The sequence below is a fragment of the Paenibacillus sp. J22FR83 genome (assembly GCF_059691955.1).
On record NZ_JCAUAM010000005.1, the window covers coordinates 375,189 to 400,649 of the forward strand.

Annotated in this window: 17 protein-coding genes; 6 read left to right on the forward strand and 11 right to left on the reverse strand. The window is 43.8% G+C overall.

Going from position 1 to position 25,461, the window contains the following annotated elements; all coding sequences use genetic code 11:
* Positions 1-37 precede the first annotated feature (37 nt).
* The 3 genes from AC58PV_RS12220 to AC58PV_RS12230 are packed head-to-tail and all read right to left on the reverse strand — an operon-like array spanning position 38 to position 2,202.
* Positions 38-286 (reverse strand): phosphopantetheine-binding protein, encoded by a 249-nt coding sequence (locus AC58PV_RS12220; RefSeq protein ID WP_068669873.1) that lies wholly within the window; start codon positions 284-286, stop codon positions 38-40.
* A gap of 32 nt (positions 287-318) precedes the next feature.
* On the reverse strand, positions 319-1,110 hold the full coding sequence (locus AC58PV_RS12225; protein ID WP_497432503.1) for a class I SAM-dependent methyltransferase: 792 nt from the start codon (positions 1,108-1,110) through the stop codon (positions 319-321).
* 24 nt (positions 1,111-1,134) lie between these two features.
* Complete coding sequence (locus AC58PV_RS12230) at positions 1,135-2,202, reverse strand: hypothetical protein (protein ID WP_497432504.1); 1,068 nt, start codon at positions 2,200-2,202, stop codon at positions 1,135-1,137.
* 270 nt (positions 2,203-2,472) lie between these two features.
* On the opposite strand from AC58PV_RS12230, the gene AC58PV_RS12235 reads away from it, so the two are divergent.
* Both AC58PV_RS12235 and AC58PV_RS12240 read left to right on the forward strand, forming a co-directional pair.
* Positions 2,473-3,516 (forward strand): hypothetical protein, encoded by a 1,044-nt coding sequence (locus AC58PV_RS12235; protein WP_497432505.1) that lies wholly within the window; start codon positions 2,473-2,475, stop codon positions 3,514-3,516.
* A 22-nt stretch (positions 3,517-3,538) separates the two neighbouring features.
* A complete protein-coding gene (locus AC58PV_RS12240; protein WP_497432506.1) occupies positions 3,539-4,354 on the forward strand; it encodes a glycosyltransferase family 8 protein in 816 nt (271 codons plus the stop codon).
* A gap of 84 nt (positions 4,355-4,438) precedes the next feature.
* On the opposite strand, the gene AC58PV_RS12245 is transcribed toward AC58PV_RS12240, so the two are convergent.
* The 7 genes from AC58PV_RS12245 to AC58PV_RS12275 form a co-directional block, all read right to left on the reverse strand.
* On the reverse strand, positions 4,439-8,086 hold the full coding sequence (locus tag AC58PV_RS12245; RefSeq protein WP_497432507.1) for a family 78 glycoside hydrolase catalytic domain: 3,648 nt from the start codon (positions 8,084-8,086) through the stop codon (positions 4,439-4,441).
* Positions 8,086-11,214 (reverse strand): beta-galactosidase, LacZ type, encoded by a 3,129-nt coding sequence (gene lacZ / locus AC58PV_RS12250; RefSeq protein WP_497432508.1) that lies wholly within the window; start codon positions 11,212-11,214, stop codon positions 8,086-8,088. Before lacZ ends, AC58PV_RS12245 begins: the two co-directional genes overlap by 1 nt.
* Positions 11,215-11,258: 44 nt before the next feature.
* Entirely contained in the window at positions 11,259-13,010 is a 1,752-nt protein-coding gene (locus AC58PV_RS12255; RefSeq protein ID WP_497432509.1) for a sensor histidine kinase, read from the reverse strand.
* A 217-nt stretch (positions 13,011-13,227) separates the two neighbouring features.
* Positions 13,228-14,733, reverse strand: coding sequence for a glycerol kinase GlpK (gene glpK, locus AC58PV_RS12260; protein ID WP_497432510.1), 1,506 nt, complete (start codon positions 14,731-14,733; stop codon positions 13,228-13,230).
* A gap of 2 nt (positions 14,734-14,735) precedes the next feature.
* Complete coding sequence (locus AC58PV_RS12265; RefSeq protein ID WP_497432511.1) at positions 14,736-15,677, reverse strand: transketolase family protein; 942 nt, start codon at positions 15,675-15,677, stop codon at positions 14,736-14,738.
* Positions 15,678-16,523, reverse strand: coding sequence for a transketolase (locus AC58PV_RS12270; protein WP_497432512.1), 846 nt, complete (start codon positions 16,521-16,523; stop codon positions 15,678-15,680).
* A 16-nt stretch (positions 16,524-16,539) separates the two neighbouring features.
* Positions 16,540-17,973, reverse strand: a complete 1,434-nt coding sequence (locus tag AC58PV_RS12275; protein ID WP_497432513.1) for an L-fucose/L-arabinose isomerase family protein — start codon at positions 17,971-17,973, stop codon at positions 16,540-16,542.
* A gap of 272 nt (positions 17,974-18,245) precedes the next feature.
* Between AC58PV_RS12275 and AC58PV_RS12280 the strand changes: the two genes are divergently transcribed.
* From AC58PV_RS12280 to AC58PV_RS12295, 4 genes are all read left to right on the forward strand, one after another.
* On the forward strand, positions 18,246-19,277 hold the full coding sequence (locus AC58PV_RS12280; protein WP_497432514.1) for a LacI family DNA-binding transcriptional regulator: 1,032 nt from the start codon (positions 18,246-18,248) through the stop codon (positions 19,275-19,277).
* Between the two features lie 27 nt (positions 19,278-19,304).
* Complete coding sequence (locus tag AC58PV_RS12285; protein ID WP_497432515.1) at positions 19,305-20,378, forward strand: LLM class flavin-dependent oxidoreductase; 1,074 nt, start codon at positions 19,305-19,307, stop codon at positions 20,376-20,378.
* A gap of 151 nt (positions 20,379-20,529) precedes the next feature.
* The gene (locus AC58PV_RS12290; protein WP_497432516.1) at positions 20,530-21,807 is read left to right on the forward strand and encodes a hypothetical protein; all 1,278 of its coding nucleotides are present in this window, start codon (positions 20,530-20,532) and stop codon (positions 21,805-21,807) included.
* 35 nt (positions 21,808-21,842) lie between these two features.
* Positions 21,843-22,178 (forward strand): hypothetical protein, encoded by a 336-nt coding sequence (locus tag AC58PV_RS12295; RefSeq protein ID WP_497432517.1) that lies wholly within the window; start codon positions 21,843-21,845, stop codon positions 22,176-22,178.
* Positions 22,179-22,385: 207 nt separating this feature from the next.
* Here the strand turns inward: AC58PV_RS12295 and AC58PV_RS12300 are convergent, their stop codons facing one another.
* Entirely contained in the window at positions 22,386-24,878 is a 2,493-nt protein-coding gene (locus AC58PV_RS12300) for a sensor domain-containing protein (RefSeq protein ID WP_497432518.1), read from the reverse strand.
* Positions 24,879-25,461: the final 583 nt, after the last annotated feature.

Consider the following 25,461-nt stretch of genomic DNA (forward strand, 5'->3'; position numbering starts at 1 on the left):
TTCTATTTTTTCATTACGGCTGAACGACGAACCCAGTCTACCCATTCATTTTTTTCTCGATTAAGCCGGATAGTTTTCTGATCGAAGAAAAGTTTTTGAATAGTAGTTCTTCTGGTTTAAAATCAATATTGAAAATATCCTCCAGATCAACACTCAAAGCCATTAAATCCATAGAATTTAAGCCCAGTGCAATTAAATCTTCATCTAAGTCGATGTCCTCTTGAAACTCTAATAGCTGTTTCACTTTAATCACAATCACATCCGCGATTTTATTAACAGCATCCATAAATAACCTCCTGTTTTCACATCTACTCAACCCTATTCCTTAACGAGCAGGCCTACATATTTCGTCCCACACAATTGATTCTTGATAAACTTAAATATGATTGGTGTTTTGTTAATCGATTTACAATAATCACGGAAAGCCAAATTATCCCCAATATCATCAGATACGAAAACACCATTTTTCCGTAAAGATTTCCATAAAAGATGATAGGTAGATATTCTTCCAGCGTACGTTTTATCGCTATCGTAATGGCACAAATCAAACTCGTGAGATAATTGCAATGCCAATGGGACTCCTTCTCGATCAGGCATTGGAATGAGTTCCCACTTATCTCTTAAATGAGAGGGTACCACCATGCCAACGATATCTTCCTTGCCTTTATAAGGTAAATCAACACTTATTAATTTCGAATCTGCTCGATCTTTCAATGAAAGTAAAATGGCCAATGACGACCAACCAAATGCCACACCCGTTTCAATTACACGCGTTGCTCTTAAGTAATTGGACAGATTATAAATAAATTCCAGATCTCCAGCTCCGCCAAAATCTCTTGTGAACCCTTCTTTATTCACCCCGGATTCGACCATATCCTTAAACTCATCGAAAAAGTTAATATAGTCGGCATGATTAGTGATGATATTGAAGGCACTCTTACTATCTATCGCTTGTTGTTCGCACCATTTAATTGCTGCTATGCGCTCAAACATACTGTACGACACGATTGTGGGATCAAATATCTTCTTATAACACTTCCAGAATTGACCATAGAATCTAGGCGAAAATAAATACCAAATTAATGTGGTCATCTTGTCATATATGCTCATGAAACACCCCAATTATCGAAATATTCAACTGAAATTACCCGCTAAAGCATCATACAGGTTATCTTCGGCGCGTATCATATTTTCCAATAATTCTGTGTATATCGAATCAAACGCCCAATGACCTTTGAGCATATTATGCATAATGAACATCTTCGTACTTTCAATGGCCTCAATGCTTGTCTCAAGATCTGCCAGTACATTGTTTTTAGATTCAAATGGGAAATCCCTGATTAAATATTCGCTTAGGATCTGCCTTCTCTGTTGCACTAAATTTAAACCGATCAGAATTTTATTTTGTTCAATCCGTTTAAATTCATCGTTTAACAGAATCGGTCGCTCCTGTGTTAATGCGCTTAAGAATAGGCAAGCTTCTTTGTTTGTATAGGTATAGCCTGTGTTAGTTTTCTCGACGTCGGAGGATCGGTATTTCCGCACACTATCTTGGATCATACGAGTTACATAATCAGAATGTGAATGAGTGATGAAGTCATGTAAGTTCTCCTTATTCACATCAATTGTAAAAAGACTCGTCAAAAGATGCAGCGCATCCATCATATCTTGTTTCTTGATCATGCCAACTTCATGATTGTCCGGAAACGGTTTGAAATTTTCAGCATGTAAATCATTAGGACTGTCCACGTAATAGATATAATCTTCATCATGCCAAAGCAAAAGAATGACATGCCCTGGCCTAATATAGTCACTCTCCTTAACCTGATATTGTTTATTGTATCTTTTAAAAAAAGGAAGCCTCGACGTGATTGTTCTTAAGAGTACATACTTGCCATTACTTAAGTGATTTTCGATTTCCGAAAGTGCTTTAACCGAATCCCCTTTATTTATAAACACATGATTAATTGCAATCACATCAGCAAAATTTAATTCGTCACTATACATACGAATCTGTTCACCCTGGTGATCCGTTGTGAGCTTGTATGTCAAATCGCCTACAAACAATTTGGTTAAATGGGCATGATCGCCTGTATAATGTTGTTTTGCTACTAAATAAATAGCTCTTTCAACGCAGTTATTGACTCTTCCAACAACCGTATCACCTTTCAGAAAATTCGAGTGTATCGCATTTTCCGGCATTGTCATTTCACCTCTTTTTATACTGTTTAGAAGCATCGTCCATTTCAGGGAAAGCGTTTACACACAACCAATTTCTCACCCCTTTTTTTCTGGAAATCATCCTTGATCTTTCTTATGTTGTGATCGTAGCAATATTAAATTTTATAGTCAATGTTGAAAACAAATGAACAATCTTACTATTTATTACTCTAACATTGTAATTTTCATCACTGCCGAATGCCATAATCGCATGCTATGATACTAGTAAACCTTAACAACGAGGTGAACCATATGGATACCAACAGAAAAGTATTGCCAAGAACTGATCCTCTCCTCAGTACTTGTCCTGACGAAGCGAATCTGTTATCGATATTGTTAAATTACGAAGCTACTCACACCTGGGTGTATACGAACTTTATCCAGTTGCAATTCATAACGAGAAATTATAATGGGACCTCCTTTCCAATCAAACATTACACCCCTGTATTAAAAAAAGTATGTCCCTACGTGATTATTGAATCCATCGGCAAAAAACTGATTGATACGTATTTCACTGAAAATAAATTCAGTGATTTTGTCATCAAGGCGATCGATGACGATCAATATGTGCAAACCTGCCTCAATCATACACATCTATCTAACTCAGATTTTAATCAAAGCCATGCCGTTTTTATTTATGGCTATGACAAAAACACAGAAACGTTCCTCGTTGCCGATAATGGCTTCGGGGAAGGTCAATTTGCTACCTCCACTTGTACATTTGAGGAACTAAACATGGCCTACTATGAAATGAATGCCCGCTATGATGTAAACATTCAAATGGGCGGCAAAGTCGAACTATTTTTATACAACAAAAAAGCCCCAAAATTCTTGCTAAACTTATCCGCCATTCGTGATCAAATCAACGACTATTTATTTTCGCTGAACTCCGATTCAAGAATTAACACGTTTAGCTGCAATGAAATATACGGCATCTCCATCACCGACAAATTAATTGAACATGTGGAACTGGTTAAGGCTCAGAATACCTGGTCCCATTACCGCCCCTTTCATATGCTAATGGAGCATAAATCGCTCATGGTGCATCGGTTAACCTATCTAAGAGATCATCACGGCCTTTCGAATTTGGATGCCAGTATTGATGGCTATAAAGAATTACATAAGATTTGCAAAATTAATGTAGCCTATAACCTTAAATATGAATTCACGAAAAATACCCTGAACCTGGATCGAATCATCAAAAATCTTACTTCAATCATGGAAAATGAAAAAAAACTACTTGAACTCTTACTAGACGTGTTGTCCAATCAACTCACAAAAGAACCTATTTCCTAAATTTATTCGGGGAGAGATCAAGATGAATACTATCCATATCGTAACAGCCATTAGTGATGAATATTGCAGGCATTTAGCTGTCATGCTGCGTTCGTTATTCGAACATAAGAAATTGGATTACAAGGTAAATCTATATATCTTGAACAGCGGACTCTCCGAAAGAGTGACGAATACTTTAAATGATGCCACAGAGGACTATCCTTTGCAGATTCACTATGTCCTTGTTGACCGGTCCATGTATAAGGGATTAGTCGAACAACCGCATATTAGTTTGGAAGCTTATTTCCGTATTCACATCCCCGAAATGTTAAGTCAGGATGTAGAGAAAGTGATTTATATGGATCCGGATACGATTATCAAGGAAGATATCTATGGTCTGTGGAATATCGACATCAGCGATTATTATTTGGGGGCCGTAGAATGGGCGTTCGGAGACAATCGGATGAGCATATTGTCCATCCCGGAACAGTATGGGTATTTTAATGCAGGCGTCTTGCTTATCAATCTTGAGAAGTGGAGAAAAGAAAACGTTGCGCAGCGCGTTTGGGATTTCTTGAACAATAATCCTGACAAAATACGACATATGGATCAAGACGCATTGAATGCGATATTGTATGATGGTCGGCTTTCGCTCGATCCCAAATGGAACTATACAACGGGTCATCTGTTACTCTTACGGTTGGACATCACGCCTGCGATCATTCACTTCTCCGGCCCAAGGAAACCTTGGACTCAGGGGCATCCGCTGGAAGACGAATATTTTAACTATCTGAAAAAAATGAAGTGGGATTATGATCTATTGTTTGGGCTTAAATCTCCCTCCCCTGTTCATACATAGGTTTCAACAACGCAAAATCCGCCTTGCTTGTCAAATACCGATTCGATATCTGACAAGCAAGGCGGAATTTCGCATTTATAGTGATCACACGACTATCGTCACTTCTTGACGAGAAAATGTAAAACTACCTGATTCCGTCTCATATTTCCTAAAATCTGATTCGTCTCGAAGTTTTTTGACACCTCTCGGCAATACCGCCTGCTCATCTTGCCCGCAGATAGCTTTCGTCACGTACACGATCCCCTTGGCATTTGGCGGAATTGTCACGCTGATCGATAGCTCATCCTTCTCATCTCTCTCCCAGCGCACTCTCGCATACCCTGGACGCAGCTTCTGCCAAGCTTCTGCCCATTTCATATCACCCGGCATATAGGGCTTAATCATGATATTGTAACGATCCGTTTCTGTATCATAGCGGAAATCTATACCTGCCAGACTTGTAAACAGCCATTCCTCCAGATGTCCCAGCATAAAGTGATTTTGCGATTTGCCTACTGTCGGTCCATCCCACGCTTCGGTAAGCGTCGTGGCTCCATGCGCGATTTGATACCCGTAGCTTGGCTTCTCCGTAACTTGCGACATACGGTAAATGACATCCGATCTGCCGGCCCGGCTGAGTGCAAGCAGCAGATACCGATAACCTACATCGCCAGCTGTCGTCTGATAGCCGCGTTCTGAAATTTGCCGCACTAGCTTCTCAATTAGCACAGCTTGATGCTGCTCGGGAGCCAGTCCAATCGCGATCGGCATGGAAAGCGCAGTATCACTGCCAGTTGCGTAGCTGATTGCCTGTTCGTCCCAGTATTTCTCCTGAAATGCTGTTTGGATGGATGCGGTCAACTGCTCGTATTGGTGCACATCTGCTTGCTCGTTCAGCAATGTCGCTATTTTCTGCATGACAACGGACATACCATAATAGATCGCTGTTTCTGTGAAAGGTATTGGCGTATTTTGCGAGTGTCCAGGCCCTGCCGGACCGATGTCATACCAATCGCCAAGCCCTTCGGTGATGATGTACCCCTCCGACTTTTCAGTTAAATATGTCAGATACCGCTTCATACCCTGATAGTGTTTCTGAATCAAATCGATATTACCATAACGCTGCAGCACTTCCCAAGGGGTTAGGATATATGTTCCGCCCCATGCCGTAGCATCTCTGAATATTTTAAGCGTATCATCGAACTTAACATACTCCGGCGCCGTCGTCGGCACCATGCCATCAGGTAATTGGGCTTCGGAGATGTCCTGCAGCACTTTCTTGAGCATCGATTCAACATCGTAGTTGAACATAATCGAAGGTCCCATCAAATGAACTTGCTCCAGCCAACCGAGTTTTTCTCGATGCGGGCAATCCGTAAATACGCTCTTCGAATTGCTAAGGATCGACATTGTGATATTTTCGTGAATCCGATTCAGCAGTGGATCTGAGCACTTGAATCCTCCTGCGATTTCAAGCTCAGGGTACAGCATCTGCCCTTCAATGTCATACAACACCGGTAAGGAAGACTCTGCTTGGGAGCTGAACACTTCAGGAATTGCACCTTCAATCATCACATAACGGAAGCCCGTGTACGTAAACTTCGGACGCCATTCCTCGATACTGTTGCCGCTTAGTGTATAGCAAAACTCGCTTGGGGACCCTGTCCATTTCTGATTGACCAAACCATCTTCCTTCAGCAGCTCAGCACAGGTCAATACAACCTTCGAGCCCGTAATCCCGCTGACACGAATCTTTGGCCATCCTGAGAAATTTTGGCCAAAATCCACGACATATACACCAGGCTTTGGATTGGTAATGGTCTTAGGCTCGAATGTACGCATCACCTTAACCGGCGGAGCTGATTGCGCAATAAGTTTGCCTGAAGGTCCCTCGATCTCAACGGCAGGATACCATGAAGCAGCGTTCCCATCTTCTCTTGTCGCATCGTATTCTTCGCCGCCGTACATACAGGTGAACAGCAGTGGACTATGACTGGCTTGCCAGCTGCTGTCCGTACTGATCCACTCGCAAGCACCGGTGGTATATTCAATGACGATATCGGCTAGACATGTAGGGGTACCGAAAGAATCCTTAAACTTGACATACTTCCCGCCAGGAACATGGTAGAAGCCGTTCCCCAGCTCAATTTGAACCCTATTCTCACCCAACTTAAGCTGCGATGTTATATCATAAGTCGTGTACAGTACCGTACTGTCATAATTCGTCCAACCAGGATCAAGCTCATGGTCGCCGATTTTCTTACCGTTCAACTGTAATTCATAATGCCCAAGCCCGCTAATGTACACCCTCGCGCGCGCAACCTTATGCTCGATATTGAAGTGACGCCGAAAGCGGGACGCTCCTTTTGATTCCACGGTCACTTCCGGATTGGCAATCCACTTTCCCTGCCAGCTTCGACTGTCCAGCTGCCCCATTTCCCACCAGGCCACTACGCTGTCATACTGCGTCCCCGCTTCATCTTCAATGTTAACCTTCCAATAATACCTCTGCCTAGGCTGCAGCGCAGTACCATGATAAGGAATAGCCGTATGATCACTGCTGCTGACCATTCCGCTGTCCCATGCATCCGAATCGCCATTCATCAGCCCTGCATAGCTCGTCGCAACTTGAATCCGATATATCTTCTGCTGAAATGCCAGCGGCAATTGATCAAGGAACGACCAGCTCAAGCGGGGAGCCGTTTCATCTAGACCGATCGGACTAGGCCTGCCTTCTGTCCGCAGAGAACCAATCGCGAGCGGCAAGGACGTCGCAACTGCAATCGTGCGGAATTCGGGGAAAATATTACATGTCGCATCACCTTCCATCGGGCGCCTACATGCAGTATAGAAATGATACAAGATCCCGTTATGGGTAATAACCGACGGTTTATGAGCAAACACGGAATCGATCGCATGACCTTCGCCAATTCGAATGATCGGTTCGTCATATTTGCGCCAGTCCAGCAAATTATCCGACAGCGCAATCCCTTCCTGTGCCGCTTTATAATTAAATCCAAAATAAAACATCGTCCAGCGCGATCCGTCCTGCAGCACGCAAGGATCACTAGCGAAACCGCTGTCCCAAGCGTCAGGCGTCACTTGAAGTACCGGATTATGCGCATGGCGCGTCCAATCTACAAGATTCTTCGAAGTCGCGAGTCCAGTCTGCTCAATCCAAGCGCCTTCATCTTTATCCTTCGCATTGTAAAACAAATAGAATGTACCTTCATGCTCCAACAGACATTCCTTATATAACCCGCCTTTCTCCCATTCCCCGCCATCCTCCGGCACCAGAATCGGATTCTCCAGGCGATGCCAGTTCATTAGGCTCTCGTCTTCTGTCCATGCAAGACCAATCTTGGCAGATCCCGCTTCGTAACCATCACCTGGATAAGAATGATAAGCTAACCAGTACTTGCCGTTCCATTTCTTTAAATAGCCTGGACCTTGGATATCATTGTCACGTAACATCCATGTGCCTGCAATATTGCGAGAATCCCATCCGTTACCTTCTTCATCTCTGGTCAATATGATCGACAGATGCTGCCAATTCAGCAGATCGTCGCTTGCAGCCAATGCAGTCTGATATCCTGTTCCATCAAAACCGACATACATCATGTAAAATCGGTCATTATGCCCAAACACAAATGGGCAATCTACGGCGTGGCTGTCAAATGCTCCTTTCGCACCTGATCCGACAAGTACAGGCTTCTTCCATTTGTACGGTGTCAAACAACTAGAAATATCCATTATGCATGACCTGCCTCTTTAAATGGCTTCAGTCGAACCGTAAATTCCGTCGATTCCGGAGCAAGCAGATAGGACGGCAAGGTGGGGGCATAGCCGCAGCTATGATTGCCAATTCCTGATTGTTTCCAATCGGCATTGATTTCCACATCGCCCAGTTGGTTCAGATCCGTATGATGTTTGGCTTCGCTCAAATCCTTGGTTGAATATCGGCTTGCACTAACTTGCCCTAGCGGCATCCCCGCTCCAGCAATAAGCAGTCCAACGCCGTTGACGTCATTAACCGAAGCCCAGCGCACATCCGCCTTGCTTCCACTCTCTTGCGGCTTGATATAGGGCACGAATTGCTCATCGACTGTCCCTTCGTACAAGCCAAGCTTTCCGCTCTCTTTGCGGTCGGCATAACATTCGTGTGGACCTAGACCGAACCACGCGAAGCGTTCAAATTGATTCGGCATCGTGAACTGAATACCCACTCTCGGAAGCGGCGGCAGTCCTTCCTTCAAAGGTTCAAGCCGGTTCTCCAACTTCACTTCCCCGCTGCCGTAAATCGTATATATCTGCTCTACTTGGAATAAAGGCCGGGTACCTTTGACACCGAGCACGGATTCCGTCTTGATCTGAATGACGGACTGGTCCTCTTGCGTCCTTAACTCGACTCTGCGAACGTAAGCGTCAAGTTCATGATAACCTGCTTCACGCCATTGCTTCGCCAAATGTACGTCATTGTCGATCGGTGCCCGCCACAAATTGATGCGAGGACCTTGCGTGAGCAATGATACGCCATTATACTCCCAAGCCGTTATTTCTCCGTTCAGCTTATCGAATGTCAACGTGAAGACATCGCCGTCGATGCGAAAGAAACGATCGTATTCCGCAGCTGACAATCTGGCCAACACCTGTGTATTGGCGGCAGACTCCAAACAAGCCGAATTGTTCAGCGGCACGTCCGCCCATGCCACTTCGTGGCTTGCCTCCGCCCAATCCGTGGAATTGCGCAGGACGAAGCTGACATGCAGCCAATATTCACTGCTGTGATCCGTCGGGCGCGTGCTGAAAGGAATCGTGACGAGTTCCTCTCCTCCTGCGGGAATATCCAGCGACGCAAGCTCCCCTTGCTCTAGCAGGATGCCGTCCTGATACACACGCCAATGGATAGCAAGATGCTTCAGCGAAAGCATGTCGTACCGATTGCCTATCCGTAAGACGCCTTGCTCTGCTTGCACCGGAGTGACAGTGACCGGTTCGATCGCTTTCTTGAATTCAAGTAAAGCAGGCTTAGGGCTGCGGTCGGGGAACAGCAATCCGTCGATGCAGAAATTGCCGCTATGAGGCTCATCACCGAAATCGCCGCCATAGGCGTATTGGAGGCTTCCGTCGCTTGTACGGCGGCGAATCGCGAGATCGGTCCACTCCCAAATTAAACCACCGCAAAGCCGGGGATATCGATAAACGGTGTCCCAATACTCCTTCTGATTGCCAAGCGCATTGCCCATCGCATGCCCGAATTCAACCATCAGATAAGGTCGCGACTCCTCCTTCTCCCCTTCGGCGATCAGCATGTCTACGGAAGGATACATGGAACTGATGATGTCGACGATCGGTGCATCCTTAGCCCGTTCGTAATGAATCGGACGCGTCGGATCCGTCTCTCTCGTCCACGCAGCCATGGCATCGTGGTTGTCGCCATAGCCAGACTCATTTCCAAGGGACCAGACAATGATGGATGGATGGTTCTTATCCCGCTCGACTAGACGAGCCATCCGATCTAAGAACGCCTCCCTCCACGCAGGATCTTCGGCCAATCGGCTTTCATAAGCCGTCTTCTCGTCAGGATTGTTGATCCAACGACTAATCTCACCGAGAAATACACAACCATGCGTCTCCAAATCCGCTTCATCAATAACGTATAACCCATATTGATCGCACAGATCGAGCCAGCGCTCGTCATTCGGATAATGAGAGCAACGAACGGTATTAATGTTATGTTGCTTCATCAGCGTAATGTCACGAACCATAGCCTCCATCGTCGTCACATGACCGAGATCTGGATCGAATTCATTACGGTTCACTCCGCGAAGGATGATCGGCATGCCGTTGACGAGTAGTCGTCCGGCCTCCACTTTCACATCCCTAAATCCAACGGTGTAGCGATGTACTTCTACTACTTGACCTTCCGCATTGGTCAATGTCAGCAGGAGCGTATAGAGCGCAGGCTGCTCAGCTGACCACAGCTCAGGGTCACTTATTGGAAACTCAGCATGGACAACAGTTTCCGCAAGTGGAGCGAGCGCATCGGTAGCAAACGTTGCGCTTGCGAGTTCATGTGCCGATTCGAGCAGAACCGCATGAATGCCGCAAGCTTCACCCCAGAGTTCAGATCGATTCGTTAAAGTAATGGCAAGCTCCAATAAACCCTCCCGGTACGTCTCGTCTAAGTGAGTCCGAATGCGGATGTCGAACATATGTACGCTAGGAACTGATAGCAGATAAACATCCCGGAATATCCCGCTCATCCGCCATTTATCTTGATCCTCGAGATAGCTGCCTGTCGACCATTGATAAACGCGTATCGCTAGCTTGTTCTCACCAGAGCGGAGATAAGGGGTAATATCAAATTCCATCCGATTATGGCTTCCTTGACCGAAGCCCACTTCCTCGCCGTTCACCCACAAATGAAAAGCCGCATCCACACCGTCGAATGCGAGAATGACAGATCTGTCGATCCAACTGTCAGGGATGGTAAACATCCGAGTATAGCAGCCCGTCGGATTCATCTTCGGAATGAACGGCGGGTCAACCGGAAACGGATACTTGCTACTGCTATATAAAGGCACGCCATAGCCGTGTAACTGCCAGTTCGACGGAACCGAGAGTGTATCCCACGCCTCGCAGGAAAACGATTGTTCATAAAACCGTTCCGGAGCTTCAACCGGGTTCTCCGCGTAGTAAAATTTCCACTCCCCATTCAGACATCGATAATATGGAGAGGCCGTTCGATCGTTCACGAAGGCCTCTTGTGAATTTGCGAACGGGATTGAAGCGGCCCTGGGACGTTCTACGTTTCGCTGCAGAATGTTTAAATTTTCAAAATCGGGCAAATCGGCAATTACTTTTCCAACATCATTCATATCCTACTTCCTCCTAACATATAAGCTAGCTAATTCAGCAATTGTCATGCCTCAGGTATTGAAAGCTTCAAGGTAAATGTCGTACCTTCGCCTTCGCGACTTTCAATCAGCATACACGTTTGTCCGCCGTAGAACGTACGAATACGTTCACTGACATTGTATAAACCGTGCCCAGAATTCTCGGTCTGGAGAGTCTGTCGATCCAGCTCGTTGCCAAGCACGCCTCGAATCAATTCCAAACGTTCCTCCGTGATGCCCGGCCCATTGTCGGAGACACTGATTAGGAGCTCAGCGTTTTCTCGTCTAACGACGATATCAATCACTCCAACCTTGCGAATGCGCCCGATGCCATGGTGGATGCAATTTTCCACTATTGGTTGCAAAATAAACCGCGGACAGCGAATATTATCGATATTGGTTTGTATCTGGATGGAGAAGCGCAGCCGATCCAACAAGCGCAGCTTATGCATATCGAAATAATGCTGAACATGATCGATTTCGTGCGTTAGAAACGTCTCGTTTTCTCCCGAATTCAACGTGTATCGAAGAAGCCTGCCAAACGTATATATCGCATCGACCACTTCTTGATCGTTATTGATCTCTGCCAGCATACGAATTGATTCAAGTGTATTGTAAAGAAAATGAGGCTTGATCTGTGCTTGCAGCACAAGATAGTCCGCCTCCTTCTTCATGAGTTCGGCTTTATGAACGGTATTTAGAAGATCATCAATGCGATGAACAAGTGAATTGTAGGATCGGGTCAGAAAGTCGATTTCATCATTCGATGTTCCAACCTCGTAAGAGGTCAGCTTGTTCTCGTCCACATTTCTCATATGCTTTGCCAAACCAATTATCCGGCTAACAAGGGAGGAAGCCGTCGCGTAATAAATCCCCGTCAGCACAGCCAATGATCCCAATAGCGAAAGCGCGAGAAAGAGCACCTTGGACCGGATGTCGACGAATACTTCATCCATCTGACTGAAGAAGTAGAACGTCGTTGACAGCTCTGGGATCGACAACTTGTTCACAAGCGTCCTCTGCTTGCGCAAATAGGCGTAACCATGATTGCTTTTTTCGGCCATATCTAGCAAGTTTGCCATCTCTTCGTCATACAGCCCGATCCCACCGCTGTGGTAAACGGTTTCGCCGCCTTGCGCAATCACTACTTGCATGTTCTGATTGACATCGACCGCTTTGAGGAAATTTCGCAGCAACGAATCATTGGTTATAATCTCTAGCACAGCCAGCGGCTTCGTATAACTATTATTATAAACGCGTTGATAATAGCTCAGGTTCGGAAGTGCGGAGGTGTCGTCTCCACTACTGCGCAGCCAGACACCTTTATCTGCTTTCACATTGCCAAGCATTCCTAATGGCTTCTTATCCATTTCGTTAAGGTCCTCAAGTTCACCGGTGACCGTGTGGACCTCATGCATTATTTTATACAGCTTAATAGACGAGATCTCTTTATGATGCGATTGCGCATAGAAAAATAGAGGTCGAATGTCTTTGAGATAATTGTATACAGATTGTTGCTCAGAGGAACTATAGCCACTAAGATAATCGATCAACTGCTGATTGTTCATGAACAGATCATGAATCGATTCCACCTGGTTCAGACTCGACCGGAACCCATCCCCAGCTTGAATGATTAGCTTCTGCTTTCCTTCCGAAAACTCTGAGGTGACATCCATATAAAACTGATTGTACAAGTAAGCACCGAACACAATAATCGGCAAAATCACGAGCAGTAGGTATCCAAGTGCCATTTTCTTTACAATCCTAAAATTCTTCATTTCAACGGCCATCCTTTGCATCAAGCAGCCCGATTGAAGCGATGTCATTCTGGTATTGGCTCTTAATCCAATGTCTGACCATCCCTGAATTCCAATTGGACATTATACTTATATTGTATAGATGTGCACTTGGGATGAATAGTGCTAAAAACTTAAAAATCAACGAACATTATTAAGATCGTTGTAAGCGCAATCAATAGATTCGTATTTGCAATGCTCAAGACTCATTCTTTCGCAATACCGAAAGGACAGCTCTATTCCATCCTGCCCTGTACACATCCCGCAATTTCTGATCAATCAAGGGCGAATAGGTCTGATTAATCGATTTCTCAGTTTTTACTTCCTTTAGTGAGGGCCAAAAACCGATGCCGACACCACCGATATACGCGGAACCCATAGGCGATAATTCAGCAACATCTGATGTAACAACTTTTTTGCCAAGCAGATTGGATTGGAATTGCATCAAACCTGCATTCTCAGATGCGCCACCATCAGCACGCAATTCTTGAAGTTCAACCCCTGTTTCACTCTCTATTAGATGAACAGCATCATCGACCTGATAAGCGATACTCTCAAGCGCTGCCCGAATGATATGAGCTTTGGTTGTCCCTCGATTCATTCCAGTAATTGAAGCCCTAGCGTAAGAATCCCAATAAGGTGCTCCGAGCCCCACGAAGGCCGGTACTAAGTACACGCCTTCACTATCTGGCGCTTCTTGAAGTAATGCCTCCATTTCGTCGAAAGTACGGAATATACCAAGATTATCGCGCACCCATGACAAGCTATCCCCTGAGGTGCGAATAACAGCCTCAACGGCATACGTTATTTTCCCTTCTATCCCCCAAGCGATTGCACTTACCAATCCGTTCTCAGCTTGAACCGGTCTATGACCAACATTCATTAACACGGATGTCCCCGTGCCATAGGTCGCTTTAGCCATCCCAATATCGAAGCATTGATTACCGAATAGGGCTGCTTGAGAGTCTCCAATGACGCCCGTGATGGGGATACGATTTTCGCCAAATAAAGTAGGGTCTTCTGTGTATCCGAAAATATCATCTGATGATTTAACCTCAGGAAGCAAGGTGATCGGAACCGCGAATAGGTTGCAAAGCTCTTCATCCCATTCTAGCGTATGAATATTAAATAAGGATGTCCGGCTTGCATTTGTGTAATCCGTTGCATGCACGTTTCCTTCAGTCAACTTCCATATTAACCAGCTGTCCATGGTTCCAGCCCGAAGATGTCCGGCATCCAGCTTTTCCTGAATGCCCGCCACATGCCCAAGAATCCATCGCCATTTGGCAGCTGAGAAGTAGGGATCCAACATTAAGCCGGTTTTGGATCGTACCTCATCCTCCGCACCTGCCGTCTTAAATGCTGCACATAGATCCGCTGTCCGTTGGCACTGCCATACAATGGCATGATAGACGGGAAGACCCGTCAAACAGTCCCAAATGACAGCTGTTTCTCGCTGATTCGTAATCGTCATGGCGGCAATTTCCTCATAACCAATCCCAGCGGAGTTTATAGCTTCATGTGCTGAGCGTTTGACATTGTTATAAATCTCCAACGGATCTTGTTCAACCCATCCAGGTTGCGGATAGAATGTTGTATGTGAAACCGTACTACGCGTTATTATGGCACCTTCACGATCAATGATAAGTGCCTTCGTTCCAGATGTACTTTGGTCAATAGCCAACATATATGTTTTATTCGTCATACTTACTCCTGTATACCGAGCATTTCTAACGCGATTTGTTTAAGATTACTTTTACTAATTCCATAATGCTCGAATACTTCGGAACTTTTGCCAGCAATCGCAGGTTCATCTGGAATGCCAATAATACGCATGGCAACCGGATGATTTTGAACAACAACTTCAGCTACGGCTGCACCTAGTCCGCCAAGAACGCTATGTTCCTCTACAGTGATAATACGTCCTGTTTCTTTGGCAGCTTGTATAATTGCTTGTTCATCCAGGGGTTTAATGGTATGCATATTGATGACTCTGCATGACACGCCAGCCTGCTTTAACACTTCATGCGCATCAAGTGCTACACGAACCGTTTCTCCAGCGGCAATGATGGTGATATCTGTTCCTTCTCGCATCCTTACGGACTTTCCTATAATAAATTCGTAATCGTGTGATTCATACACATCTTCGACGGCATTACGGCCTATGCGAATGTAAACGCCGCCATTATGATTTACAAGCGCTTCTGTCATACGTTTTGTTTCATGTCGGTCAGCAGGCAAGATAACCGATAATCCTGGGATGGCACGTGCAACTGCAATATCCTGCACAGAATGGTGAGACATTCCCAATGCGCCATAACTAACTCCACCGCTAATACCAACCAGCTTTACATTGGTTCCCGAATAGGCTACGTCCACTTTGATCTGCTCAATGCTTCTCATACTCAGAAAGCAAGCTGGTGAAGTCACGAAGGGCTTTTTACCGCTGTGAGCTAGTCCTGCGGATATCCCCACGATATTTTGCTCTGCTATACCGACCTCAACGAATTGATCTGGGTATGCTTTAGCGAAAGGTGCCATGGCTGCTGATCCCCTTGAATCACTAGCAAGTACCATAATGTCACGATCATCTTTAGCAAGCTCGAGCAGTGTTTCACAAATGACTTGTCGGTTAGGGATTGTGTTCATTTAACGTACCTCCCCCTTCTGTTCAAACATTCCTAAAGCTGTAGTTAACTCTGCTAGCGCTCTCCCTAATTCTAACTCATTCGGTACATGATGATGCCAGTGAGGGACATTCTCCGCAAAGGATACTCCCTTGCCTTTCACTGTATTCGCCATGACTAGTGTAGGCTTACCAGTTACTGCTGGAACTGCTGCAAATGTTTCAACCAAAGCATTCATGTCATTGCCATCAATCGAAACAACATGCCATCCGAATGCTGCCCATTTATCTTCAAGGGGGTCCAGCCCCATTACCTCTTCCGTTGACCCACTAATTTGCAATCGATTCCGGTCAATAATAGCAATTAAATTATCCAATTTATAATGAGCGCCTGCCATAGCTGCTTCCCAAACCGAACCTTCCGCTTGCTCACCATCCCCCATTAGGCAAAATGTCCGATAGGGCGCACCATCACGTTTAGCAGCAAGAGCCATTCCTACCCCGACTGCCAAACCATGGCCAAGTGCACCTGTGTTCATCTCGATACCAGGTACTTTATTATTCGGGTGACCAATAAGCTTCGTGCCAAATTGGCTGAATGTGGCAAGGTCTTCTCTTGGGAAAAAGCCTCGATCGGCAAGTATGGACCAAAGGGATTCTACGGAATGCCCTTTGCTTAAAATAAACCGATCCCTATCTTCCGCTTTTGGATTCTTAGGATCAATGTTCATAATGCGATAATATAAGGCAGTTAATATATCTGTATTGCTAAGTGAGCCACCGGTATGCCCTGTTTTGGCAGTCGCAATCATTTGCAGTAAATCCATCCTTATTTGTGTTGCTTTGGCTTGCAGTGCTTTGATTTCCATATTTGCTTCCTCCTTCTTACAAGCCCTTGCCTCGCAGCCATGCTTGAATTTCACTTTCTGTTGGATCTACAGGATCCGGTGTCAGCCCCGGAATATATTGACAGGCCTCATATAGAGATGGGATCACGTTCGCATGAATCCCGACCGAATGATGCACATAAGGTCCTTTGACTAATTTTTCTTCCCAAAGCGGCCAATCATTTACTTCTACCCATACATAGGAACCTCGTGTATATGGCCCTTGAATACCTTGAGCACGCCCAAGAAACAGTTGATACTCGCCATGATCTCCGTCAAACCTAGCCAGCGTCATACCGCCGCCTTTAATTTCTCCTTCATGCGTTCCTGGAGCATGATCATCGAACAAAAAGTGCTTACGAAGCTTAGGCTTCTCTTCCACGGAAAGTGATACTGGGAAGTTACCACAGTGGAAGAGCAATTCACCATTGGCATTCTCCGGGTGCCGAACTGTCAAATCAGCAAAGAAAGTTGGCGCTTGATTCATAGCAGCAGCTTGCACCATGACCGATGTAATCGCTCCATGTATGTCTGTCTCGCAGGTCACTGGAATTTGTTCGTCTGTCAGAATGGCATTTGCTAAGCAAGGCATAATCCCCATAGCTTCTTGTAAAGAAGACCAACATTGAATGGCAATCGCTGTACTGCCTGTTTGCAAGGCATATTGTTTCATCGCGACTTTTAATGCCGCGATCCGCCTTACGTCCGCTTCCGTCACCTCCGTCCAATCCAGTTTGGCTTTCATGTAATCGATAGCATGAGCTAATTCAGAGGAATTCCCGTTCTCAATACGCTTGGATGCTCGCTGAATATCTACGAGTGTAATCGGATAAAGCTCAATGCCAAACCGTTCCAACAACTCGCCTTCGTTGCACATCATTGTCCAGAACGAAGATGGCCTTGGACCAATTTGCAGAATGCGAAGTGCGCGGAACTGACGAACAACATTAGCCGCTGAAATCCAATTCGAAAACCCTCTTTCAAACACAGGGTCGTTCACACGAGTATTCGTTACATAGGAAAACGGCACATTAAAACGTCTCAGAACCTTGCCAGTAGCAAATAGACCACACTGTGTATCGCGAAGCCTCATCCCGTCTTCGAGGGGCGCCTCATCACGCGGGCCCCACAAGAGCACAGGTTTTCCTAGCGCTTTACCTACACGTGCAACCGTATCCTCTGTTCCGAAGTTACAATGCGGGAAGAAAACAGCATCAACCTTCTCCTGACGAAACCGCTCGATAATGAGGTCAGCGTTAATCTTATCGTCGTATAAAAGACCTTCAGAATTAATTCCCTCAAGATCCACGATGTCGATATCGAGCCCAAAGCTTTGGATTTTTTCCTTAATAAGTACTTTGTACTTAAAAGCGTCTTCTGCACTAAAGACAAAGCGTCTTGTAGGTGCGTAGCCAATTTTTAACTTTTTCAAATTGTATGCCTCCATTTTGTTTAGTGCTTAAGTTTAGTAAAATCCAACTAAATTAACTGAACAAATTTTGAGTTATTTAGTTAATTATCAATTATTTATAACGTATAACAAATCTAACACGGCGTTTTTCAGGCGTCAATTACAATTTTAGCTTTAATTTAGTTTATTTTTATATAATTTTTAGATGTACTTATTAACTCCCATTGTACAATAAGTAAATTTGTTATAAACTAAACTAACTAAACAGTTTTAGCGAATGGGGATTAATTATTATGAAAATGGAAGATATCGCCAAACTAGCAGGCGTGTCCAAATCTGCTGTTTCGTTTGCACTTAGCGGGAAACCTGGAATTAGCAATGAAACGCGAGAGCGCGTTCTTGAAATCGCACGAGAAAACGGTTATGCACCCAAGCCGAGATTATCAGCCAATGAAGGCTCTGTGAAATCCTTAACATTTCTGGTATTTACGAATTCAGGGATCGTCCTCGAAGCTTATTACCAACAACCTTTCTTTCGAGAGCTGATTCATTTCATCGAAGAACGATGTCGTGCCAAAGGTTACTCCTTACTTTTTTCAACCATCAATATGGCCTACTTCGAACAAGAAATTCGGGTGTTTTCTGAGGAAAATCAAAGTGATGGTGTCATTCTACTTGGTACTAACCTAACCTCAGTCGATATATTGGATATTGCAAATCGGTTAGGCCCTCGTCTTGTCGTACTTGACAACTGCTTTGATACATTACCTGTTCATTTTGTCGGGATCAATAATAGGATGGGTGCTTATCAAGCGGGGGCTCACTTATGCAAATTAGGGCATCGTGAAATCGGATATATAGCTTCGAATGTTCATCTCCACAACTTCGAGGAGCGAAAAGAAGGCTTTCAGGAAGCACTGAAGGCATATGATATAAAGATCAAGCCTGAACACTTCTTTTCTGTGGCACCTACAATGCTTTCATCGCAGGATGATCTGAAAGCACAAATCAAATCTTACTTAGATTCAGATCGTAAACTGCCAACTGCTCTTTTTTGCGAATGTGATTATATCGCTATTAGTGCAATGAAGACGTTAACTGAGCTTGGTATACGGATACCTGGGGATGTTTCCGTTATTGGATTTGATAACATTACGGAATCACAAATCATTTCACCTGAGTTAACAACTATCCATGTTGAAAAGCAGCGAATGGCTCAAGTAGCAGTAGATTTAGTTATTGAATCTATCGAAGTAGGACTAGAAATAACATCCAAAATCAGAGTCGACACCCGGTTTGTTGAGCGACGTTCTTCGCACAAATGAGCTTAATTCGGAGGAAGGGGAATCCAGATGGCAGGCGAATTAAGGTTTTTCTCAGAAATCCCAAGTTGGCATACGATTTCCGGCGAATTTGGAGATATAGAAAATATCAGTAAACTATCTGAGAAATATAATTTTTATGGATCGTTAATATATTTTTTTAATCATTCATTTGATCCTTGGATCCTTACAACAAAAGTATTAAATAATACAGATCATTTAGTACCTATAGTAGCAGTCCAGCCCTACTATATGCCGCCTGTGACCACTGCCAAAATTGTAAAAGCAATCGCGACATTATATGAACGTAAAGTTTGTTTGAATTTCGTTACTGGGGTTTATGAATCTGAAATAAAGGCAATGCATGAATCGATTGATCCGAAAACAAAATACGCTAGACTCCGTGAATACATAAATGTTGTTCAAACTCTCTTAACGTCAGATGAAGAAGTTAATTTCCATGGAGATTATTATAAATTTTCAAATTTAGATGTCCGAGCGTCAGTTCCTGCTCATTTAATGCCTGAAATTTTTATTCCGGGTTCTTCAGATGAAAGTATACTGCTAGCACATGCTGTTGCAGATACTGCATTATTAAGGCCACATCCAATCGAATTATTCAAACAATTATATCTACCGAAAATCGAGAAAAAAGAACTAAACCTAGCTATACGCATTTCCATTATTGCTAGGGATAGTTCTGAAAAAGCATGGAAAATTGCAAATTCAAAATATATTCAAGATCGACATGGTAAAATGATTACAAAGATAAGAGGGAAATCTTCATCTCACAATACAAAACTGATGGCAAACTTAGCATTATCGCAAGAAATATATGATGATGTTTATTGGATGGGAGCATATCTCTCTGGAAATAAGGTTGATGATCCATATATTGTCGGGAGTTATTCAGATGTTTCGAATTATTTGTGCAAGTATATGGATTTGGGAGTACGTACTTTCTTAATCGGTAACATTGATGAAACAAACGAGGAAGTAGAACATATTTCTGAAATTATGAAAAGATTAAAAACTTATCATACTTTAATGGACAATAATTATTTGGGGTTGAAAAATCTGAATAACAATCCACTAAACGAATAGCTTTAAACCTATACTATATTTACTGATAGCACAAAAGTGCTACTTCTAGATCGAAAGACTCAATTTAAATGGATTTTACAGGATATTTGTAATTAAATGGCGAATGTTTCCATATGAGGTTAGCGTTAACTGTAAAGTGAGGTGAAAGCTCTTGAAATGCCTCGTCATTACATTAATTTTGCTTACATTTCCTTTTTTGGCGGGAATCCATTCAGCTCATGCTAAGGAAACATTGGCTTGTTGCATCGAGTCATTGAATAAAATCATTCAACCGATAGCAGAAACAGTAACTGATACCCTGAATCCTATCGCGGATGCGGCTGGGGAGCTGACGGATAAAGTTGTGCAGCCGGTCGCAGAAACGGTGACCGACACGCTGAAGCCGGTCACGGATGCGGCTGGGGAGCTGACGGATAAAGTTGTGCAGCCGGTCGCAGAAACGGTGGCTGACACGCTGAAGCCTATCGCGGATGCGGCTGGGGAGCTGACGGATAAAGTTGTGCAGCCGGTCGCAGAAACGGTGACTGACACGCTGAAGCCGGTCACGGATGCGACTGGGGAATTGACAAATAAAGTTGTGCAGCCGGTCGCAAAGACGTTGACTGATACGCTGAAACCTATCGCGGATGCGACTGGGGAATTGACAAATAAAGTTGTGCAGCCGGTCGCAGAAACGGTGATTGACACGCTGAAACCGGTCACGGATGCGGCATCGGACCTAACAGATAAGCTTGTTCAGCCAGCCGCTACAACGGTGACTGACACGCTGAAGCCTATCGCTGGAATCGCTGATGTGGTAGTAGAGCTAACGAATGCGGTTGTGCAACCAGTCGCAGAAACAGTAACGAATTCGCAGAAGCCCTTCGCGGAAGATGTTGGTGTGCAGTCGGTGTTGTACTTGGATAGTTCGCCCCCTGGGAATGACTCTCCGGATAAATCACCGACTCCGAAAGATAGTCCTTTGGGAATAATACCTTCGCCCCCCCCTTTATTCCCTGTTGCGAGCCGTTTAGAAACTGCGGGAGGTTCATACACCACAGCAATTCAATCTATACCGAAGCCTACGCCGCTTTTATCCAAGGAAAAAGGTCACCAAACGGCAATCGTGAATTCGTCAAATAAATTTATATCTGCAAAAACAAGTCAATATCCGGAAAGAGAACCGTTCCCGACTATACCGTTATCAGAACCTACACTGCCTCCATCTGCATCAAATGTAGGCTCGCTGTTGCCTTTACCTGCTAGTGCCAAAAATGGCAACGCGAAATCTTCGTATGCAGGAAGTGATTTCAAAGCGGTTCTGATTGATAAATCCGATCCTATGATACCGTGTAGCCGAATGTCATGGCATTGCCGGATCCGACATTATTTAAGTTGGTCTCATGCTCCGCCGCTCCGTCCTCCTGTCGCTCCTACTCTCGATTATTGATTCAGCCAATCGAGAACAAAGGAGTGTAATTAAGAATGAGATGCACAAAAGCCAAGATTAAGTTAACGTTAAACGACAAACTGATTATTGTGAATGCTTTGGTACAATGGTCAAAGAAGACAGAAAGTCGGTTTCAGTCCAGAATGAACCGCGAGCTGGCGAAAAAAATGATAAACAAAAATGTGATAGACACTTTCGATGGTCAGGAGCTAACCATGATGGCAATTGCTTTGGAACAGGCGGCGGGCAGCTCACCGAACCCTCATTATAAGCAAATGTATAAGCAAATGGCTCGGAAATTGATGCTTGAAAAGAAAGAATTCCACCGGATTGCATTTCAAGAGTTATCTAAGCGTTATCTGTACAACTAGTTAAACAAGTACTTCGTTGTGGTGAAATAAAGTTTTAGACTGCTCTTATGATTAGGTCAGCGGTAGCCATGGACGTGAAAATAGTCCTAGACTGCCGCTTTTTTATTGACTCTCCATCGAATCCTTCTTTTCTCCATCTAGAAATTTTGCGCTATGTATTACGTTTGTGCTGTACGTATCGCAAATATTTGTTTGCCGATTACTGCATCATGTAATGTTGTTATCTCTCAACAGCTCGGCAAATGCCTCAATAGTAAGAGGGCGACTGAAATAGTAGCCTTGAATCTCATCGCATTGCAGCTCCTTCAACAGAGCATATTGCTCAGCGGTCTCTACACCCTCAGCCACAACGTTCATATGCAGCTCTTTAGCTAAAGTCAAAATGCATTGAATTATGCTCCGATTTACTGAATCCGTAAGGATTTCCTCAACAAAGGTTCTGTCTATTTTCAGTGTATCCAAGGTCAGCTGCTTCAATAAATACAAAGAAGAGTAACCGGTTCCAAAGTCATCTAAGGAAACCTTGATGTTCCTTTTTTTCAATTCGGCCAGCAACTGAGTCACTTCAATTTCATTACTTATGAATGAACTTTCTGTAATTTCTATTTCCAACTGCCCCGTCGCTATTCCCGTTTCTTCAATAATGTTATCGATGGTTTCCAAAATGTTTGGCTTAATTAATTGTTTAACGGAAAAATTGACCGAAGTTGAAATGGGCTTGAAGCCTTGTTCTTGCCAAATTTTATTTTGCTTGCAGGCTTCACGTAATACCCATTCGCCTATTGGAACAATGAGCCCCGTTTCTTCCGCAATTGGTATGAATTCAGCTGGAGAGATAAGGCCCCATTCAGGATGCTTCCATCTAATCAAAGCTTCTGCCCCAACAATCTCCGTAGTTTGGGTATCGACGCGAGGCATGTACAGAAGGAAAAACTCCTTTTTGTCCAGCGCTTTTCGGAGATCGTTGCTTAAATTAAAATGTTTGAAGGATTGCATATTTAAAGAAGAGGAATAATATTGGATCTGGTCTCTCCCTTGAGACTTGGCCACATACAGGGCCGTATCCGCATTTTTGAATAAAGTCTCTACTGTACTTCCATCCTCAGGCGACATACTGATACCTATACTTATCGTGACATGAAGCTCGTATCCTTCTATTACAAAATCTTCCTTTGTCAGCTGTGTCAGCTTGTCGGCAAGCCGACTAATTTCATTAAGATGGCTCACTTCGGATAAAACGATGCAAAATTCATCGCCACCAAGACGGTAAACGGTTTGATCTACCAGTAAACATTCCTGCATTCTCCAGGCAAACTGCCTTAATAATACATCACCAATCGAATGTCCAAGCGTATCATTTACATATTTAAACCGATCCAAATCGATTAACATGACAACAACCTTATTGTTGGCGATCTGGTTACCTTTTAAGCGTTGATCTAATTGTTCCTCAAACATCCTCCGATTAGGAAGCGTCGTTAAATAATCATGATAAGCTAGAAAATGATTTAATTCCTCTGCTTGCTTTCGTTCCGTTACATCTAGAACAGTTCCGATTGTCGCCAGCTTGCCTTGATGAAGAACTTTCTTATAATGAACCTCGATAATTACGATGGATCCATCCCGCTTTATGCCTCTATGACAAAAATTTTGTATAGATTCCCCTTCAGTTAAGTATGATATTTCATCTACCACTCTTTGTTGATCTTCAGGGTGTATAAGGCTCAGTACCTTGAGACCTGTTATCGTATCATATCCCATCATTTTATTTAAATGTGGATTCGTATAGATGAAGCTTCCATCCACGGCAATAAATACGCCAACAATAGACTGCTCTACCAAACCTCGATATTTGGTCTCTGCATCTATTAATGAACGCTCCATCGCTTTTTGGGCTGTAATATTTTTGGCTATTCCGTAAACCCCTACTAATTCATTATTAACGATGATTGGGATATTGGTCACATTAAATTCAAGCATGGAGCCATTTTTATGTATACCTGCCGTTTCATAATTTTGTGGAATGCGGGTTCGTATGGTTTCCATGAAGTAAAGATTAGTCCTTTCTCTGGAAACCGGTTCCACCAAATTATCAAAATTCTTATGCAAAATCTCGTCTTCCCTAAAACCAAACGTTTCTAGAAGAGCAGGGTTACAGGATATGAAATTCCCCTGAAGATCAAACGAAAATACCGAGTCAGGATTATTATCAAAAAGGGATTTATAATATTGCTCTTCCTCTACCAAGCTTAGCTGAAGCTTCTTATGGGCCGTTGTATCTTGAACGAAACCAATGATTCGGGTTAACTCATCAAGCTCATTAACTAAAAACTCTGTAATTTGAACCACGTTACGTATTTCCCCATTAGGGTGGACGATACGAAATTCAATTTCGTATCCAGCTTTTTCATCAAGAGCTACGTTGAACCTTTCAATTGTTCGTGTACGGTCATCAGGGTGTATAAGTGTATAAAATTGATCTAAGCTCATAGAAAAGTCATCTTCTATTCCATGTATAATAAATAGTTCCTTAGACCATGCAGTAACATCCTTTTGAAAGTCATACTCCCAATATCCTACATTGGATATTTTTTGAACTAACTCAAAATCTTCATATCTTCTTTTCAGATGGTCAATTAATTGTTCGGTGTTCTTAATATCTTGAAATTGATCTTTATGAATTCTGTAATTTTTTCGCATTTGTGGCCACACCCCACACTCCGTTTGACATAACCTTGAGCTGTACCCATAATTATGCCTTGATCTTGTTAGAAAAGTATGAGTTAGATACTGAATTTGTGGTGGACTTTTTATTAGATCTCCACGATTATTTGCTACATATCAAGGGATGCCTAGGAAAAAGAACCATCCGTAACCGGATGGTTCTTTAATTATGTACGCCCAGCATGGGCGTCATCTCTAGGGTGAAAGTCCCGAACGGGGGCTGGCGAACGCCTACCGTTAGCCAAGAGCAAGGGTGTCCATCGCGAGGTGGAATCTGAAGGAAGCTGGAGGCAAATGCACGAGCCAAGGTACACGAACTGGATTTGAGGCAGGGATAGTCGGATGAGTCACCATAACATGACGAAATCCTAAGTCGCCAAAGACTACTCATGTAAACTCCAGTGGTTGCGGGCAGAAAGATGACGTTCTTATCTGGGGAGACCTGCGGAAAAAAAAAAAAAAAGCGAAGTAACTTCGTAACCACAACTGAGAAGTTGTGCTGAATCCGCAGGAGTCAGCAGAAGCCATAGTACGTAGGCTGTTGCAACAGTCTACGGAA

Bases quoted from the DNA above. Each gene is read 5' to 3' on its own strand.
- AC58PV_RS12300 (WP_497432518.1), bottom strand. From the start codon at position 24,878: ATGCGAAAAAATTACAGAATTCATAAAGATCAATTTCAAGATATTAAG.
- AC58PV_RS12265 (WP_497432511.1), bottom strand. From the start codon at position 15,677: ATGAACACAATCCCTAACCGACAAGTCATTTGTGAAACACTGCTCGAG.
- AC58PV_RS12270 (WP_497432512.1), bottom strand. From the start codon at position 16,523: ATGGAAATCAAAGCACTGCAAGCCAAAGCAACACAAATAAGGATGGAT.
- AC58PV_RS12285 (WP_497432515.1), top strand. From the start codon at position 19,305: ATGGCAGGCGAATTAAGGTTTTTCTCAGAAATCCCAAGTTGGCATACG.
- AC58PV_RS12280 (WP_497432514.1), top strand. From the start codon at position 18,246: ATGAAAATGGAAGATATCGCCAAACTAGCAGGCGTGTCCAAATCTGCT.
- AC58PV_RS12255 (WP_497432509.1), bottom strand. From the start codon at position 13,010: ATGAAGAATTTTAGGATTGTAAAGAAAATGGCACTTGGATACCTACTG.
- AC58PV_RS12235 (WP_497432505.1), top strand. From the start codon at position 2,473: ATGGATACCAACAGAAAAGTATTGCCAAGAACTGATCCTCTCCTCAGT.
- lacZ (WP_497432508.1), bottom strand. From the start codon at position 11,214: ATGAATGATGTTGGAAAAGTAATTGCCGATTTGCCCGATTTTGAAAAT.
- glpK (WP_497432510.1), bottom strand. From the start codon at position 14,733: ATGACGAATAAAACATATATGTTGGCTATTGACCAAAGTACATCTGGA.
- AC58PV_RS12295 (WP_497432517.1), top strand. From the start codon at position 21,843: ATGAGATGCACAAAAGCCAAGATTAAGTTAACGTTAAACGACAAACTG.
- AC58PV_RS12230 (WP_497432504.1), bottom strand. From the start codon at position 2,202: ATGCCGGAAAATGCGATACACTCGAATTTTCTGAAAGGTGATACGGTT.
- AC58PV_RS12225 (WP_497432503.1), bottom strand. From the start codon at position 1,110: ATGAGCATATATGACAAGATGACCACATTAATTTGGTATTTATTTTCG.
- AC58PV_RS12240 (WP_497432506.1), top strand. From the start codon at position 3,539: ATGAATACTATCCATATCGTAACAGCCATTAGTGATGAATATTGCAGG.
- AC58PV_RS12220 (WP_068669873.1), bottom strand. From the start codon at position 286: ATGGATGCTGTTAATAAAATCGCGGATGTGATTGTGATTAAAGTGAAA.
- AC58PV_RS12245 (WP_497432507.1), bottom strand. From the start codon at position 8,086: ATGGATATTTCTAGTTGTTTGACACCGTACAAATGGAAGAAGCCTGTA.